The sequence below is a fragment of the Streptomyces sp. NPDC003247 genome, from assembly GCF_042888135.1.
GTDB lineage: Bacteria > Actinomycetota > Actinomycetes > Streptomycetales > Streptomycetaceae > Streptomyces.
On record NZ_JBIAPF010000002.1, the window covers coordinates 23,802 to 42,282 of the forward strand.

Annotated in this window: 17 protein-coding genes; 9 read left to right on the forward strand and 8 right to left on the reverse strand. The window is 72.3% G+C overall.

The genetic code is table 11. The features are described 5' to 3' along the window. Nucleotides 1-84 precede the first annotated feature (84 nt). On the forward strand, nucleotides 85-1,317 hold the full coding sequence (locus tag ACFYWQ_RS04995) for a PLP-dependent aminotransferase family protein (protein ID WP_389512931.1): 1,233 nt from the start codon (nucleotides 85-87) through the stop codon (nucleotides 1,315-1,317). A 37-nt stretch (nucleotides 1,318-1,354) separates the two neighbouring features. Here the strand turns inward: ACFYWQ_RS04995 and ACFYWQ_RS05000 are convergent, their stop codons facing one another. Further along, on the reverse strand, nucleotides 1,355-2,224 hold the full coding sequence (locus ACFYWQ_RS05000; RefSeq protein WP_389512933.1) for a DUF4253 domain-containing protein: 870 nt from the start codon (nucleotides 2,222-2,224) through the stop codon (nucleotides 1,355-1,357). A gap of 37 nt (nucleotides 2,225-2,261) precedes the next feature. Continuing rightward, nucleotides 2,262-2,414, reverse strand: coding sequence for a hypothetical protein (locus tag ACFYWQ_RS05005; protein WP_389512935.1), 153 nt, complete (start codon nucleotides 2,412-2,414; stop codon nucleotides 2,262-2,264). Nucleotides 2,415-2,687: 273 nt separating this feature from the next. Between ACFYWQ_RS05005 and ACFYWQ_RS05010 the strand changes: the two genes are divergently transcribed. Further along, nucleotides 2,688-3,983, forward strand: a complete 1,296-nt coding sequence (locus ACFYWQ_RS05010) for a hypothetical protein (RefSeq protein ID WP_389512937.1) — start codon at nucleotides 2,688-2,690, stop codon at nucleotides 3,981-3,983. A 58-nt stretch (nucleotides 3,984-4,041) separates the two neighbouring features. Here the strand turns inward: ACFYWQ_RS05010 and argS are convergent, their stop codons facing one another. Then, a complete protein-coding gene (gene argS, locus ACFYWQ_RS05015; RefSeq protein WP_389512939.1) occupies nucleotides 4,042-5,808 on the reverse strand; it encodes an arginine--tRNA ligase in 1,767 nt (588 codons plus the stop codon). A gap of 135 nt (nucleotides 5,809-5,943) precedes the next feature. On the opposite strand from argS, the gene lysS reads away from it, so the two are divergent. Next, complete coding sequence (gene lysS, locus ACFYWQ_RS05020; protein WP_389512941.1) at nucleotides 5,944-7,686, forward strand: lysine--tRNA ligase; 1,743 nt, start codon at nucleotides 5,944-5,946, stop codon at nucleotides 7,684-7,686. A 94-nt stretch (nucleotides 7,687-7,780) separates the two neighbouring features. On the opposite strand, the gene ACFYWQ_RS05025 is transcribed toward lysS, so the two are convergent. The 3 genes from ACFYWQ_RS05025 to ACFYWQ_RS05035 all read right to left on the reverse strand — a co-directional run bounded on the left by ACFYWQ_RS05025 (nucleotide 7,781) and on the right by ACFYWQ_RS05035 (nucleotide 11,298). After that, entirely contained in the window at nucleotides 7,781-9,271 is a 1,491-nt protein-coding gene (locus ACFYWQ_RS05025; RefSeq protein ID WP_389512943.1) for a DUF2637 domain-containing protein, read from the reverse strand. A 76-nt stretch (nucleotides 9,272-9,347) separates the two neighbouring features. Beyond that, nucleotides 9,348-10,307: a DUF3558 family protein gene (locus ACFYWQ_RS05030; protein WP_389512945.1), complete on the reverse strand. Its 960-nt coding sequence runs from the start codon at nucleotides 10,305-10,307 to the stop codon at nucleotides 9,348-9,350. Between the two features lie 118 nt (nucleotides 10,308-10,425). Continuing rightward, nucleotides 10,426-11,298, reverse strand: a complete 873-nt coding sequence (locus ACFYWQ_RS05035) for a DUF3558 domain-containing protein (RefSeq protein WP_389512946.1) — start codon at nucleotides 11,296-11,298, stop codon at nucleotides 10,426-10,428. Between the two features lie 221 nt (nucleotides 11,299-11,519). Between ACFYWQ_RS05035 and ACFYWQ_RS05040 the strand changes: the two genes are divergently transcribed. Further along, nucleotides 11,520-12,713, forward strand: a complete 1,194-nt coding sequence (locus ACFYWQ_RS05040; RefSeq protein ID WP_389512948.1) for an RtcB family protein — start codon at nucleotides 11,520-11,522, stop codon at nucleotides 12,711-12,713. A gap of 73 nt (nucleotides 12,714-12,786) precedes the next feature. Here the strand turns inward: ACFYWQ_RS05040 and ACFYWQ_RS05045 are convergent, their stop codons facing one another. Both ACFYWQ_RS05045 and ACFYWQ_RS05050 read right to left on the reverse strand, forming a co-directional pair. Then, a complete protein-coding gene (locus ACFYWQ_RS05045; protein ID WP_389512949.1) occupies nucleotides 12,787-12,993 on the reverse strand; it encodes a hypothetical protein in 207 nt (68 codons plus the stop codon). Continuing rightward, nucleotides 12,993-13,769, reverse strand: coding sequence for an SDR family NAD(P)-dependent oxidoreductase (locus ACFYWQ_RS05050; RefSeq protein WP_389512950.1), 777 nt, complete (start codon nucleotides 13,767-13,769; stop codon nucleotides 12,993-12,995). The genes ACFYWQ_RS05045 and ACFYWQ_RS05050 overlap by 1 nt, the downstream gene beginning before the upstream one ends. A 357-nt stretch (nucleotides 13,770-14,126) precedes the next feature. On the opposite strand from ACFYWQ_RS05050, the gene ACFYWQ_RS05055 reads away from it, so the two are divergent. The 5 genes from ACFYWQ_RS05055 (at nucleotide 14,127) to ACFYWQ_RS05075 (ending at nucleotide 18,468) form a co-directional block, all read left to right on the forward strand. Then, complete coding sequence (locus ACFYWQ_RS05055) at nucleotides 14,127-14,618, forward strand: hypothetical protein (RefSeq protein ID WP_389512951.1); 492 nt, start codon at nucleotides 14,127-14,129, stop codon at nucleotides 14,616-14,618. Nucleotides 14,619-14,697: 79 nt separating this feature from the next. Continuing rightward, nucleotides 14,698-15,171: a MarR family winged helix-turn-helix transcriptional regulator gene (locus ACFYWQ_RS05060; RefSeq protein ID WP_389512952.1), complete on the forward strand. Its 474-nt coding sequence runs from the start codon at nucleotides 14,698-14,700 to the stop codon at nucleotides 15,169-15,171. 3 nt (nucleotides 15,172-15,174) lie between these two features. Next, nucleotides 15,175-16,272, forward strand: coding sequence for a permease (locus ACFYWQ_RS05065; protein ID WP_389512953.1), 1,098 nt, complete (start codon nucleotides 15,175-15,177; stop codon nucleotides 16,270-16,272). Further along, on the forward strand, nucleotides 16,269-17,192 hold the full coding sequence (locus tag ACFYWQ_RS05070; RefSeq protein WP_389512954.1) for a TIGR03943 family putative permease subunit: 924 nt from the start codon (nucleotides 16,269-16,271) through the stop codon (nucleotides 17,190-17,192). The genes ACFYWQ_RS05065 and ACFYWQ_RS05070 overlap by 4 nt, the downstream gene beginning before the upstream one ends. A gap of 112 nt (nucleotides 17,193-17,304) precedes the next feature. Further along, nucleotides 17,305-18,468, forward strand: coding sequence for a terpene synthase family protein (locus ACFYWQ_RS05075; RefSeq protein WP_389512955.1), 1,164 nt, complete (start codon nucleotides 17,305-17,307; stop codon nucleotides 18,466-18,468). Nucleotides 18,469-18,481: the final 13 nt, after the last annotated feature.

Below are 18,481 nucleotides of genomic sequence, written 5' to 3' on the forward strand. Positions count from 1 at the left end.
GCCGTTCATATGTGCCGTCCACATCGCCGTCCACATCGCGAAAAGGGTTCTTGTAGACGGCATGTATTTATCTAGGGTGCGGGCATGACCCTTCCCACCGCACTCGGCACCGCCCCTGTCGCGGCGCCGCCCGCGCCCGCCTCCCCTCCGCCGCTCGCCCTGCGGGTCCGTGCCACCGGGGGGTCGCCGGTGCGGGACATCCTCGCCGTCACCGCCCGCCCCGAGGTGATCAACTTCGCGGGCGGGCTGCCCGCGCCCGAGCTGTTCGACCGGGAGGGCGTCGCCGCCGCCTTCCGGCACGTCCTGGAGGAACTGCCGGGCCGGGCCCTCCAGTACGCCACCACCGAGGGCGAGCCCGCGCTGCGCGAGCGGCTCGCGCGGCGGATGAGCACCCGGGGACTGCCGACCGACGCCGACGACGTCCTCGTCACCACCGGGTCGCAGCAGGCGCTGTCCCTCCTCGCCACCGCCCTCCTCGACCCCGGCGACACCGTCCTCGTCGAGGAACCCTGCTACCTCGCCGCCCTCCAGGCCTTCGGCCTCGCGGGCGCGCGGATCGTCGCCGTGCCGGGCGACGCGGAGGGACCGGACCCGGAGGCCCTCGCCGACCTGGTCGTGCGGGAGCGGCCCAAGCTGCTCTACACCGTGCCCACCTTCCAGAACCCCACCGGCCGCACCCTCTCCGCCGAGCGCCGGTCCGCCCTCGCCTCCGTCGCCGCCGTCCACGGCCTGTGGATCGTCGAGGACGACCCGTACGGCGAACTCCGCTACGAGGGCGAGCGCGTCCCCTGGATCGCCGCCCACCCCGACGCCCGCGACCGGACCGTGCTCCTCGGCTCCTTCTCCAAGGTGATGGCCCCCGGCCTGCGGCTGGGCTGGCTGCGGGCACCGGCGGAGCTGCGGCGGGCCTGCGCGGTCGCCAAACAGGCGGCCGATCTGCACACCCCGACCGTCAACCAGCTCGCCGCCGCCCGCTACCTCGCCGACCGCGACCTCGACGCGCACGTCGCCCGCGTCGCCGCCGTCTACCGCGAGCGCCGGGACGCCATGCTCGCCGGGCTGCCCGACGCCCTCCCCGAGGGCTCCGTCTGGAGCCGGCCCGAGGGCGGCATGTTCCTCTGGGCCCGGCTGCCGCAGGCGTACGACACCACCGCGCTGCTCCCGAGGGTGGTCCAGGAGGACGTCGCCTACGTGCCCGGCGCCCCCTTCCACGCCGGCCGGCCCGACCGGTCGACGCTGCGACTCTGCTTCGTGACGCAGTCGCCGGAGGAGATCGCGGAGGGGCTGCGCAGGCTGGGACGGGGGCTCAGGGGCTGACCGGCGGGCGGGGACTCGGGCAGAAGCGCCCTAGTGCTCAGTCCCACCAGAAGTGCCACACGCGCGCCCCGACCAGCTCCCGGGCGTACTCCCGCAGACTGCCCGGCCCCTGGGTGATGTTGTCCGGGCAGAACGCGAAGTGCTCGGCCGCCACCGCCTCCGCCTCGTCGGCGGTGGCGGGCGGGGCGGCCACGGAGACCGCGAGCAGGTCGAAGCCGAGCGCGACGACCCGTATGCCGAACCGGTCCTCCCAGGAACGCAGCACCGCGCAGAGGCGGGCCACGTCGTCCGTGTGGTTGAGGGGGCCGGGCCAGCCGAGGGCGGCCGGGATGTCGGCGGAGCGGCGGGCCGGGACCAGGGCCAGGTGCGCCTTCTCGGGCCAGGACGCGGAGCCGTCGGTCAGCAGGTCGGCGACCTGGGCGGCGCAGGCGAGCGGGTCCATGGTGAGGGCGGGGGAGGGGGCGAGGCCCGGCCAGTCGGGGCCGAAGGGAGCGAGCAGCTCGGCGGTCTCGTCGTCCCAGACCCCCTCGCCCCCGTCCGCCTCCCCGTCCGCCTCCTCGTCCTCCGCGTCGGCCGCCGCGCCGTCCTCCCAGAAGTCCGCCAGGACGTCTTCGGCGTCATGGTCCCCCGGGTAGGACGCCTCCCCCGGCATCAGCTCCCACTTCTCCGGGCCGCCCTGGCCGCCGCCCACGTCGACGAGCACCGGCAGCAGGCCGGCCCGCGTCGCCCGTGCGCCCAACGCGGTCCAGTTGCCGGGCGCCGCGGCCTGCTCGGCATGCCACAGCACCGGCCCGTCCGACGAGGCGTCGCAGCCGTCGATCAGCCTGCCGGGCGGCAGTTGGAGCCCGAGGGACCGACCGCTCGGGTCGGAGGCCAGCCTGGGCAGCGGGTTGGGAAGAGTCGCCATGCCCGTGACTGTAGGGGCCGGCACTGACAGTCCGCGCTCACCTGCGGCGACGCCGAACGAGGTGGGCGATCCAGATGCCCAGGCCGATCAGCGGCAGGACGACGGTGGCCGGGACGAGCACGCCCGCCCCGGCGATCAGAACGAGGCTGATCAGGGCCTCGCCGAGCGACGGGTCGTCCTGGCCGCCCAACGGCTTCTCCTCGCACTCGCGTTCCCCACCTCTCGCAGGGCGGGACGCACGGGTGCGAGGAGCGGTTCCGGCCCGGCCGGAACCGACCCGGCCGGGTGTCAGAGCTTCTCGGGCGTCCGGATGCCCAGCAGGGCCATGCCCCGGTGGAGCGTACGGGCAGGCACTGACAGTGAGGGTGTGGTGAAAAGGAACCGTGGGGTGACCGAGCCGCGTGTCATGATCGGGCCGAGTCTCGGGTTCACACCGGCCCAACACGCATACGGGGGTATACGAATGAGGCGTCAGCTGGCGTGCGCGATAGGGGCACTGGCCGCGTCCGGCCTGCTCGCGGCCTGCGGAGGCGGTGGCGGCTCGGGCGGGACCGAGGGCCCCACGGGCGGCGGAACGCCCACGTCCTCCGCCACGTCGGCGGCCAAGGCGTACGACCCGCCCCTGAAGTTCGAGGACCCCGCCTCGCAGCACATCGCGGGCGGCACCGGCGACGGCGGACCGTGGACCGTCCGGCTGGACGGGACCACCGCGTACGCGGCCTCCACGGCCGCGGTCAAGGCGGTGGACGTCGTGGACGGGACGGCTCTGTGGAGCGTGGAGCCGCAGGGCGAGCCGGTCTCCAACACCGACTACCTCACCGATGTGAAGGTCCCGCCGGTCGTCGTCCCCGTTGAGGGGAAGTCCGCCGTCCTGGCCGCGTTCGGCGTGACGGTACCGGGATCCGGCACCACTCCCGACCGCAACACCGTCGAACTCAGCGCCCTGGCGGCCGACTCCGGCAAGCAGCTGTGGACGACCACCCTCGAGTGGCCCGACGGCGTGGAGGAGGACGCCCCGGTCGTCCTCGGCTCCGACGGCACCGACGCCGTCGTCACCCTCGGCACCGACCATGACGCCGTCACGTTCGGGATCGCCCTCGACAGCCACACCACGGCGTGGACGGCCAAGGGTTTCGCCGCCAAGTTCGTCGACGGCGCCACCGTCGTCGGCCTCGTCGACACGAACGGCGAGACCGACGGCGGCATCACCGTCCAGGCGATCGGCGCGGCCGACGGCAAGGCCGCCTGGACCTACTCCACCCCCGAACTCAACGGCGCCGTGGTGACCTCGGTGGGCGCCGGCCTCTTCACGGCGGACGTGGACCCGCACGAGTACGACGAGGAGGACAGCGTGGCTCTGCTGTCCACGGCGAACGGCCGCGCCCCCGCCGGGTACGCCGCCGCGGGAACGGCCGGACTCTCCGCGCTGTCCTGCCTGTTCGACGACGAGGACACGTTCGTGTGCAGCTCCTCGGCCGAGGAGGCCGGCGGGAAGAGGGTCTTCGCCCTCGACGCGAACACCTTCGACGAACTGTGGGCGATCAAAGAGGGCGACACGGACCGGCTGCTCCCCGAGGTCTCCACGGTCTGGCACGGAGCGGTCTACGCCGACACCGACAACGGCGCCGTGATCCTCGACGCCCGCACGGGCAAGGACAAGGCCACGGAGCCCGGGGTCACGCCGTTCGCGGTGAACGCGTACGCGGGCCTGGTGAGCACCTCGGCGACAGGGATCGAGGCGCACCGGGCGATCGGCTGAGCGGGCGATCGGCCGGCCCCGGCGGACCGTGTGGCCCGCCGGGGCCGGGCGATCGACCTCAGAGCTTCTCGGGCGTCCGGATGCCCAGCAGGGCCATGCCCCGGTGGAGCGTACGGGCCGTGAGGTCCACCAGGAACAGGCGGTTCTCGACCTGCTCCGGGGTGTCCGCCTTCAGGACCGGGCACTGGTCGTAGAAGGCGGTCAGGTGCGAGGCCAGCTGGTACAGGTAGGCCGCCAGCTTGTGGGGCTCGTAGGAGGCCGCGACCTCCAGGACCGTCTCGCCGAACTGGTCCAGGTGCAGGCCCAGCGCCCGCTCCGCCGGGGCCAGCTCCAGCTCCGGGTGGGCGACCGGGCGGGCCTCGCCGGACTTGCGCAGGATCGACTGGACACGGGCGTACGCGTACTGGAGGTAGACGGACGTGTCGCCGTTGAGCGAGACCATCTGGTCCAGGTCGAACTTGTAGTCCCGGACGGCGGAGGTCGACAGGTCGGCGTACTTCACCGCGCCGATGCCGACGTACCGGCCGTTCTCCACGATCTCCTGCTCGCTCAGGCCCACCTTCTCGGCCTTCTCCCGGACGACGGCCGTGGCCCGCTCGACGGCCTCGTCGAGGAGGTCGACCAGCTTGACCGTCTCGCCCTCACGGGTCTTGAACGGCTTGCCGTCCTTGCCGAGGACCGTGCCGAAGGCGAGCTGGTGCGTCTTCACGTCGCCGTCGAGCCAGCCCGCCCTGCGCGCGGTCTCGAAGACCATCTTGAAGTGCAGGGACTGACGGGCGTCCACGACGTACAGGAGCGTGTTCGCCTTGAGGTTGTGGACACGGTCGCGGATCGCGGACAGGTCCGTGGCCGCGTAGCCGTAGCCGCCGTCCGACTTCTGCACGATCAGCGGGACCGGGTTGCCGTCCGGGCCCTTGACGTCGTCGAAGAACACGCACAGGGCGCCCTCCGAGCGCACCGCGACGCCCGACTCCTCCAGGAGGCGGCAGGTCTCCGCCAGCATGTCGTTGTAACCGGACTCGCCGACGATGTCCGCGTCCCGGATCTCCATGTCCAGCTTCTCGAAGACGGAGAAGAAGTAGATCTTCGACTCGTCGACGAACTTCTGCCACATGGCGAGCGTGTGCGGGTCCCCCGCCTGGAGGTCCACCACCCGGCGCCGCGCCCGCGTCTTGAACTCCTCGTCGGCGTCGAACAGCTTGCGCGCGGCCTTGTAGAGGCGGTCGAGGTTCGACATCGCCTCCTCGCCGCTGACCTCGGACTCCTTGTGGTCCAGCTCGTGCGGGTGCTCGTCCAGGTACTGGATCAGCATGCCGAACTGGGTGCCCCAGTCGCCGATGTGGTGCCGCCGCACCACCGTCTGGCCGGTGAACTCCAGCAGCTGGACCACCGCGTCGCCGATGACGGCGGAGCGCAGGTGGCCGACGTGCATCTCCTTCGCCACGTTCGGCTGGGCGTAGTCGATGACCGTCGTGCCGGGGGCGTCCGCGTGCGGCACGCCGAGGCGGTCGGTGTCCGCGTACCGCGCGGCGAGGTTCTCGGTGATCGCCCGGTCGGTGACCGTGACGTTGAGGAAGCCGGGACCGGAGACCTCGATGTCCCCGAGCACGCCACCGGTGACGACCCGGGAGACGACCTGCGTCGCCAGCTCCCGCGGGTTGGCCTTCGCCTTCTTCGCCAGGGCGAGGATCCCGTTGGCCTGGAAGTCCGCCCGGTCGCTGCGTCGCAGCAGCGGGTCCGCGCCGGCGGCCTCCGGCAGGGTGGCCGAGAGGGCGGACGCGAGGTGCTGTTCGACGGAGTGGCTGAGGGACGTGACCGGGGCCATAGGAGTGGGTGCCGTTCTCCTCGTGGGGATGGATAGACACGGCCAGTATCCCATGGGGGGTAAAGCGGTTTTCCCGGGCGCGGGCCCGTCTGGGAGTATGGAGGGGCCAATCCAGAGTTCGAGCATCAAGAGGACGTGCCGATCGTGGCTCAGAGCACCGAGACCACCGACTGGGTCTCCCGTTTCGCGGATGAGGTCATCGAGGAGTCGGAGCGTCGGGCCCCGGGCAAACCGGTCGTCGTCGCGTCCGGTCTCTCCCCGTCCGGCCCCATCCACCTCGGGAACCTCCGCGAGGTCATGACGCCCCACCTGGTCGCCGACGAGATCCGCCGGCGCGGGTACCAGGTCCGGCACCTGATCTCCTGGGACGACTACGACCGCTACCGCAAGGTGCCGGCCGGCATCGCGGGCGTGGACGAGTCCTGGGCCGAGCACATCGGCAAGCCGCTGACCTCCGTCCCGGCCCCGAAGGGCTCCGCGCACCCGAACTGGGCCGAGCACTTCAAGGCCGCGATGGTCGGGGCGCTGGCCGAGCTGGGCGTCGAGTTCGACGGGATCAGCCAGACCGCGCAGTACACCTCCGGCGTCTACCGCGAGCAGATCCTGCACGCCATGCGGCACCGGGGCGACATCGACGCGATCCTCGGCCAGTACCGGACCAAGAAGGCCCCGGCCAAGAAGCAGCAGCAGAAGGCCGTCGACGAGGCCGAGCTGGAGGCCGCCGAGGGCTCGGGCGCCGCGTCCGAGGACGACGGCAGCTCCGGCGCCGCCGGCTACTTCCCGTACAAGCCGTACTGCGGCAACTGCGAGAAGGACCTCACCACCGTCACCTCCTACGACGACGACAGCACCGAGCTGACGTACGCCTGCGACGCCTGCGGCTTCTCCGAGACCGTCCGGCTGAACGAGTTCAACCGCGGCAAGCTGGTCTGGAAGGTCGACTGGCCGATGCGGTGGGCGTTCGAGGGCGTCGTCTTCGAGCCCAGCGGCGTCGACCACTCGTCCCCGGGGTCCAGCTTCCAGGTGGGCGGCCAGATCGTCGGGATCTTCGGCGGCAAGCAGCCGATCGGTCCGATGTACGCCTTCGTCGGCATCAGCGGCATGGCGAAGATGTCGTCGTCGAGGGGCGGGGTGCCCACCCCGGCGGACGCGCTCCAGATCATGGAGCCGCAGCTCCTGCGCTGGCTGTACGCCCGGCGCCGGCCCAACCAGTCCTTCAAGATCGCCTTCGACCAGGAGATCCAGCGGCTGTACGACGAGTGGGACAAGCTCGACGCGAAGGTCGCCGACGGGACCGTGCTGCCCGCGGACGCGGCCGCGCACGCCCGCGCGGTGCGGACGGCCGGCGGCGAGCTGCCCCGCACCCCGCGCCCGCTGCCGTACCGGACGCTGGCCTCCGTCGCCGACATCACCGCAGGCCACCAGGACCAGGCGCTGCGCATCCTCAGCGAGCTGGACCCGGACAACCCGCTCGGCTCGCTCGACGAGGCGCGGCCGCGGTTCGACAAGGCCGAGGCGTGGATCAACGCGCACGTCCCCGCCGACCAGCGGACCATCGTGCGCGACGAGCCCGACACCGACCTGCTGAAGTCGCTCGAGGAGGCCTCCCGGCAGTCGGTGCGGCTGCTGCTCGACGGGCTGGCCTCGCACTGGTCCCTCGACGGGCTGACCCACCTCGTGTACGGCGTGCCCAAGGTCCAGGCCGGGTTCTCGGCCGACGCCACGCCCAAGGAGCTGCCCGCCGAGATCAAGACGGCCCAGCGGACCTTCTTCGCCCTGCTGTACCACCTGCTGGTCGGGCGGGACACCGGTCCGCGTCTGCCCACGCTGCTGCTGGCGGTGGGGCAGGAGCGGGTACGGACCCTGCTCGGGGAGTAGGCCCCGGACAGGCCCCGGACACGACGGAGGGGGCGCCCGGTGTTCGCCGGGCGCCCCCTCCGTCATACCCGGGGGTCAGGGGCGTAGCCGGGGGTCACGCGATGTGGTCCTCCTCCAGCTCCGCCGAGTGGCGCTGCTGGAAGCGCTCCGCGAGGCTCTTCAGCTCGCTGACGCTCAGGGTCCTGCCGTAGGTCGCCTGGATGTTGTCGCCGAGGACGCGGGGCGTGGGGTAGCTGCCGTCTATCGACTGGCGGAACACCTGGTAGTACGCCTCCTCGTCCGGCTCCGGGGGGCCGCCGCCGTCACCGAGTTCGCGGGTGCGGTTGGGGCCTACGGGGATGGGGAACGTGCCGGTCTCCTCGGGGGCCGGTTCCTGGCCGGGGGCCGGGGGCTCCTCCTCGTACTGTTCGCGGTACTCGTCGGCCTGGACCTGCTCCTCGTACCACTGCTCGTACTGTGCCTCGGGGTCGTACTGCGGGTCGTACTGGGGGTTGTAGCCGCCCTGGTACTCGACCTGGTGGGGGTGCCGGGCGTGGAGCCAGGGGTTCACTTCCGGGTCGGGGGCGGGGGCGGTGGCGTTGTCGGGGGTGCCGGGGTTCTGGGGGGCGGCGGGGTGAGGGTGCTGCTCGCTGGTGCCGCCGGGGTTCAGTCGCTGCTCGCTGGAAGGTGCCTCCCCCAGTGCCTGAACGGCCTGGGAGGTACCCCCAGCGCCCACCCGTGCCGCCCCAGCGGCACGACTGCCCGCGGCTGCGGCGGCGGTGGGGGCTGTGGGGGCCTGGGCCGCGGACGGGGCGTTCTGGGGTGCTGCCTGAGGCTCGGGGGTCGGGGACGGGGGGAGTTGTTGGGGGGATGCTGCGGGGAGTTCCTGGTGGGGGGCCGGGGGGAGGAGGGCCGGTTCGATGCCTGCTGCCGCCAGGCCGGCCGGGGCCGTTTCCGCCAGGGGGACGCCGTACCGCGCGAGGCGCAGCGGCATCAGGGACTCCACGGGGGCCTTGCGGCGCCAGGCGCGGCCGAAGCGGGAGCGGAGGCGGGCCTGGTAGACGAGACGTTCCTGCTCCAGCTTGATCACCTGCTCGTAGGAGCGGAGCTCCCAGAGCTTCATCCGGCGCCACAGCAGGAACGTGGGGACCGGGGAGAGCAGCCACCGGGTGAGGCGGACCCCCTCCATGTGCTTGTCCGCCGTGATGTCGGCGATCCGGCCGATGGCGTGCCGGGCGGCCTCGACGGCGACCACGAACAGGATCGGGATCACCGCGTGCATGCCGGTGCCCAGCGGGTCCGGCCAGGCGGCGGCGCCGTTGAACGCGATCGTCGCCGCCGTCAGCAGCCAGGCCGTCTGCCGCAGCAGGGGGAACGGGATCCGGATCCACGTCAGCAGCAGGTCCAGGGCGAGCAGGACGCAGATGCCCGCGTCGATGCCGATCGGGAACACGTAGGAGAAGTTCCCGAAGCCCTTCTGGATGGCCAGTTCTCGGACCGCCGCGTAGGAACCCGCGAAGCCGATACCGGCGATGATCACGGCGCCGGTCACGACCACGCCGATGAGAACGCGGTGCATCCGGGTCAGCTGTATTGGCGCGGCCACCCGCACTCCCCTCCCCTTGCGTGTTGTTGCGCGCAACAGGGTGGCACATGTGTGCGGTGCGCGTGGTGCCGGTCCGTCAGCTCTTCTTGACGGAGGTCTTCGACGAGGACGCGGCGGCGGCCTTCGCCGCGGTCGTCGAAGCCGCCTTGGAGGCGGTCGCCGAGGCCTTCGCCGAGGCCGTCGCCGAGGGGGTCGCGGAGGAGGTCTTCGACGACGTCTTCGACGGGCTCGGGGAAGCCGAACCACCGCTCGTGCCCTCGCCGTTGGCCGTCCGCACCGACGCCACCGCCTCCTTGGCGGCCTTCTCCGCGGCCTTCGTCAGGGTGTCCGCGTTCGGCGTCTTCTCGCCCGCCAGACCGGCGCCGTTGTAGTCGACGGTGACGACCACGTTCTCCACGCGCGCCACGACCGTCTGCTGCTTGAAGGCGCCTTCCTTCTTCTTCAAGTCGTAACGCACGGTCGTCGCCTGGTCGCCGGCCCCGGTGAGCGCCTGCGTCTTTGTGTTGGCCGCGCCGGACACCGTCTTGGCGCCCTGCACCTGCTTGGCGTAGTAGTCCTGCGCCCGCTGGTCGGCGGAGGTCGACGCGTCCGACTCGAAGCGCAGCAGGGAGACGTTCAGCCAGCGGTACTGGGAACCCTTCACCCCGTTGTTGTCCAGGCTGGACCAGGAGCAGGACGCCCGGGTCGCGGTGTCGCTCGACGTGCCCTCCTTGCCCTTCGTGTCCTTGGGCACCAGCTCGGTCAGCGTCTTCTTCGACAGCACCGCGCACGCCTCCGGCAGCTCCTGGTACGCCGCCGCCTGCACCGTCGGAGCGGCGCTCACCGTGGCACCCGCCTCGGCGCTGGCACTGGCACTGGCAGCGGCCTTCTGCGCGTCGTCGCCGGAGTCGGAGTCCGAGGAGCAGCCGGCGACGATCAGCATCACGGGGAGTGCGGCTGCCGCGGCCAGGAGGCGGCTGAGGCCTCCGGCACCCTGGGTTCGCTGGTCGTGCTGGTCGTCTCGCTGGGCTCGTCGCTGCATGGTTCCTTCACTCATGACGCTCGTGGTTCCTGCGGTCGGATCGGGTCCGGGGGGCCACGGTACGCGGTGGAAAAGCTGTGCGGCCGCGGTTCGGGAGCTGAGCGGGCGGGCCTCGGGCGGGCGCGAAGTGGCCTCAGCCCGCGAGGGAGTCGGCGATCTGGGCGGCCAGTTTCCGGGCCCTGTCCTGCATTTCCTTGCTGTCCGGGACCGCGCCGACGGTCGCCGGCTGCTCCTCGTACTGGATGGTGACGATGACGTTGGACGTGCGGAACGCCACAGTCACGGTGCGCTGCTTCGCCGTCGAACCGGAGCTGGAGAGCGCGTCGTCGACGAACGCCTCGTCGCCCAGGTCGTCGAGGAGCCGGGGCTGGAGGTCGGCCGGGGTGACGGACGGGGAGGGGGAAGCGGAGGTGGAGGCGGAGGGGCTCGTGGACGCCGAGGGGTTCGGGCTCGCGGGCGCGCCCTTGGAGGTGCCCGCGGCCGTGCTCGTGCCCGCGGTGGTGCCCGTGACCGTGGAGGGGGTCGACTGCGCGCTGCCGGTCTCCGTGGCCGTGGGCGCCGGGAGGTCGGCCGCGGTCACCTTCCCGGCGAACAGCGTCTCGGCCTGGTTGTCGTCGCTGACCGCGTTGTCGTACGACACCACGCGCTCGAAGTCGACGAAGAGGTGGTCGGTGGCCTCCGCCGACGACACCTTCCAGCGGCAGCCGGCCTTGCGGTCCGTGTCGTACGTCAGGGTCGCCTCGCCCGCGTAGACGGTCTCGCGCTGGGTCTCGTCGGCGACCTCGCGGATGCCGGGGAGGAGCGAGTCGAGGGTGGAGCGGCCGACGCTGCCGCAGGCCTGGGGCAGCGAGTCGTACCGGCCGGGCTGGGCGGCGGCGGTCGCCGTGCCGGCCTCGCCCGGGTTGGAGTCGTCCGTCGTGCCGCCGTCGTCGGAGCCGCCGGTGCAGCCGGCCAGCAGCGCCGCGAGGAGTGCGGCGACGCCGGATACGTACGCCTTCCGCTGCACGGTCGGCTCCTCTCGACGGTCACAACGTGGGTGGGTGCTCGGGCCGGGGCGCGTCCCGCCGGTTCCCGCTGGTTATTCGCTTGCCGGGCGGGGGCGGCCCCTGGAGACAATGTGTATCGCACGCACCACCGTGGATGCCGGTCCGTCGTCCTGTTCGTCGACCTTGGCGCCGGTTTTGCGATTCAAGACTTCTGTTGTGTTTCCGGGGGAATGAGGGCGATATGTCGTATGTCGAGATGCCGGGTGCGAAGGTTCCCATCCGGATGTGGACCGACCCCGCGACGGTGGAGGACGTGGCGCTCCAGCAGTTGCGCAACGTCGCCGGCCTCCCCTGGATCGAGGGGCTCGCCGTGATGCCGGACGTGCACTACGGCAAGGGCGCCACGGTCGGGTCCGTCATCGCGATGCGGGGGGCCGTGTGCCCGGCGGCGGTGGGCGTCGACATCGGCTGCGGGATGTCGGCGGTCCGGACGTCCCTGACGGCGAACGACCTGCCGGGCGACCTGTCGCGGCTGCGGTCGAGGATCGAGCAGGCGATTCCGGTGGGGCGGGGGATGCACGACGACCCGGTGGACCCGGGGCAGCTGCACGGGTTCGCGACCGCCCGGTGGGAGGACTTCTGGGGGCGGTTCGGCGGGGTCGCGGAGGCGGTCAGATTCCGTCAGGAACGCGCCACGAAGCAGATGGGAACGCTCGGAAGCGGCAATCACTTCATCGAGGTGTGCACGGACACGACCGGTTCCGTCTGGCTGATGCTGCACTCCGGGTCCCGCAACATCGGCAAGGAGCTCGCGGAGTTCCACATCGGCGTGGCCCAGAAGCTCCCGCACAACCAGAACCTGATCGACCGTGACCTCGCGGTCTTCGTCGCGGACACCCCGCAGATGGCGGCCTACCGCAACGACCTGTTCTGGGCGCAGGAGTACGCCCGGTACAACCGCACGATCATGATGGCGCTGCTCAAGGACGTGGTCCGCAAGGAGTTCCGGAAGGCGAAGCCGGCCTTCGAGCCGGAGATCAGCGCGCACCACAACTACGTCGCCGAGGAGCGCTACGACGGGATGGACCTGCTCGTGACCCGGAAGGGCGCGATCCGGGCCGGTTCCGGCGAGTACGGCATCATCCCGGGCTCCATGGGCACGGGCTCGTACATCGTGAAGGGCCTCGGCAACGAGAAGGCGTTCAACTCGGCGTCGCACGGCGCCGGCCGGCGCATGAGCCGGAACGCGGCGAAGCGGCGCTTCACGACCAGGGACCTGGAGGAGCAGACGCGGGGCGTGGAGTGCCGCAAGGACTCCGGTGTCGTGGACGAGATACCCGGGGCCTACAAGCCGATCGAGCAGGTCATCGACCAGCAGCGGGACCTGGTGGAGGTCGTGGCGAAGCTGAAGCAGGTCGTCTGTGTGAAGGGCTGAGCCCGGACGGTTCTGTGTGTGTGGGGGGCGGGCGTGGGGGGCTTCCGTCAGTGGCGTCCGTCAGTGGCGTCCGTCAGTTGCCGTGCTTGACGGCCCAGATCATCACGAAGGCGATGACGTGGATGCCGAAGAGGAAGTACGCCAGGAAGTACCAGACCTGGCGTTCGTCCCTTGTCTCCTGGGCCAGGCGGCGCTGTTCCGCCGCCCGGACCGTTTCCTCCCGGGCCGTTTCCTCCCGGGCCGTCTTCTCCCGCGTCTCGTCCCTCGTCGGGTCCGGCATCACGGCTCCCGGTGGACCTTCGTGTTGGAGGCCTGGGCGCGCGGGCGCAGGATCAGCAGGTCGACGTTGACGTGGCTGGGCCGGGTCACCGCCCAGGTGATGGTGTCGGCCACGTCGTCGGCGGTGAGCGGCTCGGCCACGCCCTCGTAGACCTTCGCCGCCCTCTCCCGGTCGCCGCCGAAGCGGGTGAGGGCGAACTCGTCGGTCTTGACCATGCCGGGCGCGATCTCGATCACGCGGACGGGCCGGCCGACGATCTCCAGGCGCAGGGTCTCGGCGAGGACGTGGGCGCCGTGCTTGGCGGCGACGTAGCCCGCGCCGCCCTCGTAGGTGCCGTGGCCGGCGGTGGAGGAGACGACCACGACCGTGCCGTCGCCGCTGGCCTCCAGCTTCGGCAGCAGGGCCTGGGTGAGGTTGAGGGTGCCGATGACGTTCGTCTCGTACATGGTGCGCCAGTCGGCCGGGTCGCCGGTGGCCACCGGGTCGGCGCCGAGCGCGCCGCCCGCGTTGTTGACGAGGACGCCGACGGTCTTGAACGCCGTCGCGAACTCGTCGACCGCCGCGCGGTCGGTGATGTCCAGCTGGTACGCCGTCGCCGAGCCGCCCGCCGCGGCGATCTCCTCGGCCAGCGCCTCGATGCGGTCCTTGCGGCGGGCGGTGAGGACCACGCGGTATCCGGCCGCGGCGAGCTGCCGGGCGGTGGCGGCGCCGATCCCGCTGCTCGCACCGGTCACGACGGCGATGCGGGAGGCGGCGGACGGTGCGGCGGTGGCCATGGGGGCTGCTCCTCGGGGGTGTGGGTGCGTGGGGTGCGTGGGTGTGTGGGGTGCGGCGGGCGGGGGAGGTCGAGAACCCGCTCGGTCAGGATAGGCGGGCGGTGGCGCGGGGCGGGCGGTGATCTCGGCCTGTGGGCGTTGTGGGCGTTGTGGGCGTTGTGGGCGTTGGGGTTGCTGCGGTCCGGCGGTCCGGCGGTCCGGCGGTCCGGTGGTCCGGTGGTCCGGCGGTTCGGTGGGCCGGTGGTCGCTGTCGTCGGTGGGGCGCTTCACCTGATGGACGGCGCCTGCCGTTCCGGTTCGGCGGGGATACATGCGTACGTTCCTGTCCCTGTCCTGGCCGACCGAGGAGTGGATGGCATGCGCCGGATGCGGGTTCCCGCCGTGCGGGGCGCGGTGGTGGGTGCGGTGGTGGCCGGCGGGCTGGCGGTCGGCGGGGCGGTGCCGCCCGCCGCCGCGGACGTTCCCGAGGCCGATCTGTCGTACCACGGCTCCGCCGTGCTGGACCGCGGCCGGGTCGAGGTGCGGCTGACCCCGCGCAACCACGGTCCGGGGGACGTCCCGGACGCCACCGTACGGCTGCGCTGGTCGGCGCCGTTCGCGGACCGGCCGCAGGTGCTGCCGGACGGGTGCGCGCGGACGGGGGCGCGGGAGGTGATGTGCCGGACGGGCGCGCTGGACGCCGACACGCCGGGCGAGCCGATCGTGGTGGAGGTGTGGCTGGCGGACGGGCCGACGGAGGTGACGCTGTCGGTGGAGACGGTGTGGGGCGGTGGGGCGGTGGACCGCAACCGGGCCAACGACCGGCAGCAGGTGCTGGTGCTGGACACCGGGGACGCCTACTTCTTCTGACGGACCGCGACGGGCGACCAGTCGGGGCGCGGCACGTCGTACCATCTGCGGACGGCGCTGACGAAGGGGTGTGCGGGCGATGTCCGGGAACGTGCGGTCGCGGTTGCTGGACGAGCTGTCCACCGTCTCCCGGCGGTACGTGGCCACGTTCGCGCTGTTCAACCAGGCCGTCGCCGACCGGCTCGGGCTGCACCCCACCGACCTGCAATGTCTGAACCTGCTCTCGCTGGAGCGGGCGCCGGTGACGACGGGCCGGGTCGCGGAGCTGACCGGGCTGACGACGGGGTCGGCGACCCGGCTGGTGGACCGGCTGGAGAAGGCCGGGTACGTCGTGCGGCAGCGGGACGTGACCGACCGGCGGCGGGTCCTGGTGGCGACGGTGCCGGAGCGGATCGCCGAGTTCGGGCGGACGTGGGAACGGCTGGGCGGCGACTGGAGCCCTCTCTTCGCCGACCTGGACGATGCCGAGATCGCCGTGATCGTGCGGCACATGAGGCGGACGGTGGAGTTCAGCGGGGAACAGGTGGGGCGGTTGCGAGGGGGCCTGGTCTAGGACATGGCGACCGTTCAGGACTCGTACTCGGACTCCGACTCGGACCCGGACACGGACACGGAACCGGACACGGACATACGGCCGGGGGCGGACACGGGCGTACGGCCGGGGGCGGCGGAGGCCGGTTCCGTGTCCGCCGGCCGCGGGCTGCCCCGTCACTGGCCGTTGCTGCTGGCCGGCGCGGCCGTGCTGCCCGGTGCGCTGCTGGTGCTGGTCGGGCGGTCCCTGGACGACCCGGCCGTCGAGGCGTGGCGGACGGTGTGTCTGGCGGTGACCGTGCAGGCGATGCCGTTCCTGCTGCTGGGCACGGCCCTGTCGGGGGCGATCAACGCGTTCGTGCCGGCGCGGGTGTTCCACCGGCTGCTGCCGAAGCGGCCCGCGCTGGCGGTGCCGGTCGCGGGTGCGGCGGGAGTCGTCCTGCCGGGCTGCGAGTGCGCGTCGGTGCCGGTGGCGAACAGCCTGATCGGCAGGGGGGTGACCCCGGCCGCCGCGTTCGCGTTCCTGCTGTCGGCGCCCGCCGTGAACCCGGTCGTGCTCACCGCCACCGCCATCGCCTTCCCGGGCAGCCCGGAGATGGTACTGGCCCGGCTGCTGGCCTCGCTGGTCACGGCGGCCGTGATGGGCTGGCTGTGGCTCTGGCTGGGGCGGGCGGAGTGGCTGCGGCCGACCGTACGGCACACCGGGCACCGGACCGGGCAGAGCAGGTGGACGGAGTTCCGGCGCGGCTTCCAGCACGACTTCCTGCACGCGGGCGGATTCCTGGTGGTCGGTGCGATGGCCGCGGCGACGTTCAACGTGGCGGTGCCGCGCTCGGTGGTGGACACGTTCGCCGGTTCGGCCTGGCTGTCGGTGCTGTTCCTGGCGGTGCTGGCGATCGTGCTGGCGGTGTGCTCGGAGGCCGACGCGTTCGTGGCGGCCTCGCTGAGCGGGTTCTCGCCGGTCGCCCGGCTGACGTTCATGGTGGTGGGGCCGATGGTCGACCTGAAGCTGATCGCCCTTCAGGCGGGCACCTTCGGCCGGGCCTTCGCGTGGCGTTTCTCCGCCGCCACGGCCGTGGTGGCGGTCGTGTGCAGCGCCGTGGTGGGAGGGGTGCTGCTGTGAAGCGGTTCGCGCAGGTGGGGTTGCTGGTCCTGAGCGGGCTGGGGCTGTTGCAGGCCTCGCTCTTCACGGAGTCGTACCTGCGGTACGTGAAGGAGGGCATGCGGCCGCTGCTGATCGTGTCGGGGGCGCTGCTGATCCTGCTGGGGGCGGCGGAGGCCTGGTCGGCGCGGAGGGGCGTGCGGGACGTGCGGGGCGTGCGGGGCGGGAGGGACGGCTCCGGCGATGGGGACGGCGGGCCGGAGCACGGGCGGGAGCGGGAGCACGGGCGGGAGCGGGAGCACGGGCGGGAGCAGGGACAGGAGCAGGGGCAGGAGCAGCAGGAGAATCATGAGCACGAGCAGGGGCCTGAGCAGGGTCACGGGCACGACCACTCCGGTGTCCCCCGCGTCGCCTGGCTGCTGTTCCTGCCCGCGCTGAGCCTGCTCTTCTACGCCCCGCCCGCGCTCGGTTCGTACACCGCCTCCCGTGAGGCGCCCAAGGCCGTGGCCGTGGTGGAGGAGGACGGTTTCGAGGCGCTGCCCGCGACCTCGCCGCTGCCCATCACCCTGACCGATTTCACCCAGCGGGTGCAGCAGGACACCGCGCGGGCCATCGAGGGGCGCCAGGTCCGGATGACGGGGTTCGTCACGCCCGTCGCGGGGGGCGACGGCTGGTATCTGACCCGCATCCTGCTGTCGTGCTGTGCGGCGGACGCGCAGTCGGTGAAGGTGCGTGTGTACGGCGTCGAGGCGCCCGCCGCCGACACCTGGGTGACGGTGACCGGGGCCTGGCATCCGGCCGGCTCCCTGGGGACGTCCTCGGCGGCGGTCGCGCTGGACGCGGACAGCGTGGAGAAGGTCGAGCGGCCGACGAACGGGTACACGGACGCGCTGCCGATCGGCTCGCGACGCCGGGCGGGCCGGGGCGCGCCCCTGACGTGACGAAACCTGTTCGAGTGACTCCGCGGTTCTGCCTCGCCCGAGGCCGGTGGGCCGCGGTTAGCGTGAGGGCCCCCACCAGGTCCGGCAGTCCCGTGGAGTAGTGGAGTAAGAGATGACATCTTCCCGTCACGCGCTTGTGTCGCCGGCGCCGGCGCCGATGCCGGGAACTCCCTTCGAGTTCCCGCGCATCCAGAAGCGGCTGCCTCTGCGCGTCCATCCGCAGCACGCGCAGATCGAGGAGGAGTGCCATCGCTGGGCCCGCCCCCACCTCGTGGACCACTTCGGCGACGAACAGCTCGCGGAGCGCCATGTCGCGCAGCGGATGGCCTACTGGGCCTGCGTGTGTTACCCGCACATGCTGGACGACCGGTGCTTCGTCCTGCCGAACATCATGATCCCGGCCGGCATCTGCGACGACTCGTTCTCCCGCCCCGGGACGGACAGGGACCCCGAGCGGACGGAGGAGCTGCGGCGGCTGTGGCTCGGCGTGCTCGACGACGAGCCGGTGGCTCCCGACTTCCCCGCCGGCCGGATGCTGTACGACGCGCTCGCCCCGGCGTGGCCGCAGATGCCGCAGGCGCTCGCGGACCGCTACCGTGACGCCTTCCGGGACGTCGTCGCGTCGTCCGTCGTAGAGGCCGACGACCGCGTCCACGACGGCATCCTGCCGTTCGACGCCTACCTGGAACTGCGGCTGACCGACCTGTTCGGCCACTGGGCCACCTGCCAGACCGAATACGCCCTCGGGTGCGACCTCACCGCCGAACTCGCTACGGACGCCACCCTCGCCAAGGCGCGTGACCTGGCCGTGAACCACATGACCCTGGTCAACGACCTCTTCTCCGTCCCCTTCCCCGTCCCCGCGGAGAGCCGTCTCCCCTCCTCCCCCGAGGAGTGCGAGGCCGGCGAGGCCATGAACTCCCTGGGGCTCCTCATGCGCACCGAGTCGCTCTCCCTCCAGCAGGCGGCCGACAGACTCGCCGAGCTCATCGCGTGGACCGAGGACGCGTTCTGCCGCGCGTGCGCCGACATCGTCCACCGGGACGGGCCGGCCCACCCCGACGTGCCGCGTTACCTGAACGAACTCGGGCACCTCATCAGCGGCAACCGGCACTACCGCACGCTCGTCGCCCGCTCCCGCGGCGACGCCGTGGGCGAGGGGAGGGGGAAGGCGTCCGGGACGGTGACCCTCGGGCGCCTCGGGACCGTCCACACGCCCCGCACCCACGGGGACGCGGGCACCGTACGGCATCTCGACGGCACCGACCGCGACTGACACCGCGCCGCCG

Coding starts and splice junctions, on each gene's coding strand:
- ACFYWQ_RS05075 (WP_389512955.1), top strand. CDS start 17,305: ATGACATCTTCCCGTCACGCGCTTGTGTCGCCGGCGCCGGCGCCGATG.
- ACFYWQ_RS05055 (WP_389512951.1), top strand. CDS start 14,127: ATGCGCCGGATGCGGGTTCCCGCCGTGCGGGGCGCGGTGGTGGGTGCG.
- ACFYWQ_RS05040 (WP_389512948.1), top strand. CDS start 11,520: ATGTCGTATGTCGAGATGCCGGGTGCGAAGGTTCCCATCCGGATGTGG.
- ACFYWQ_RS05045 (WP_389512949.1), bottom strand. CDS start 12,993: ATGCCGGACCCGACGAGGGACGAGACGCGGGAGAAGACGGCCCGGGAG.
- ACFYWQ_RS05010 (WP_389512937.1), top strand. CDS start 2,688: ATGAGGCGTCAGCTGGCGTGCGCGATAGGGGCACTGGCCGCGTCCGGC.
- ACFYWQ_RS04995 (WP_389512931.1), top strand. CDS start 85: ATGACCCTTCCCACCGCACTCGGCACCGCCCCTGTCGCGGCGCCGCCC.
- ACFYWQ_RS05030 (WP_389512945.1), bottom strand. CDS start 10,307: ATGAGTGAAGGAACCATGCAGCGACGAGCCCAGCGAGACGACCAGCAC.
- ACFYWQ_RS05050 (WP_389512950.1), bottom strand. CDS start 13,769: ATGGCCACCGCCGCACCGTCCGCCGCCTCCCGCATCGCCGTCGTGACC.
- ACFYWQ_RS05060 (WP_389512952.1), top strand. CDS start 14,698: ATGTCCGGGAACGTGCGGTCGCGGTTGCTGGACGAGCTGTCCACCGTC.
- ACFYWQ_RS05065 (WP_389512953.1), top strand. CDS start 15,175: ATGGCGACCGTTCAGGACTCGTACTCGGACTCCGACTCGGACCCGGAC.
- ACFYWQ_RS05000 (WP_389512933.1), bottom strand. CDS start 2,224: ATGGCGACTCTTCCCAACCCGCTGCCCAGGCTGGCCTCCGACCCGAGC.
- argS (WP_389512939.1), bottom strand. CDS start 5,808: ATGGCCCCGGTCACGTCCCTCAGCCACTCCGTCGAACAGCACCTCGCG.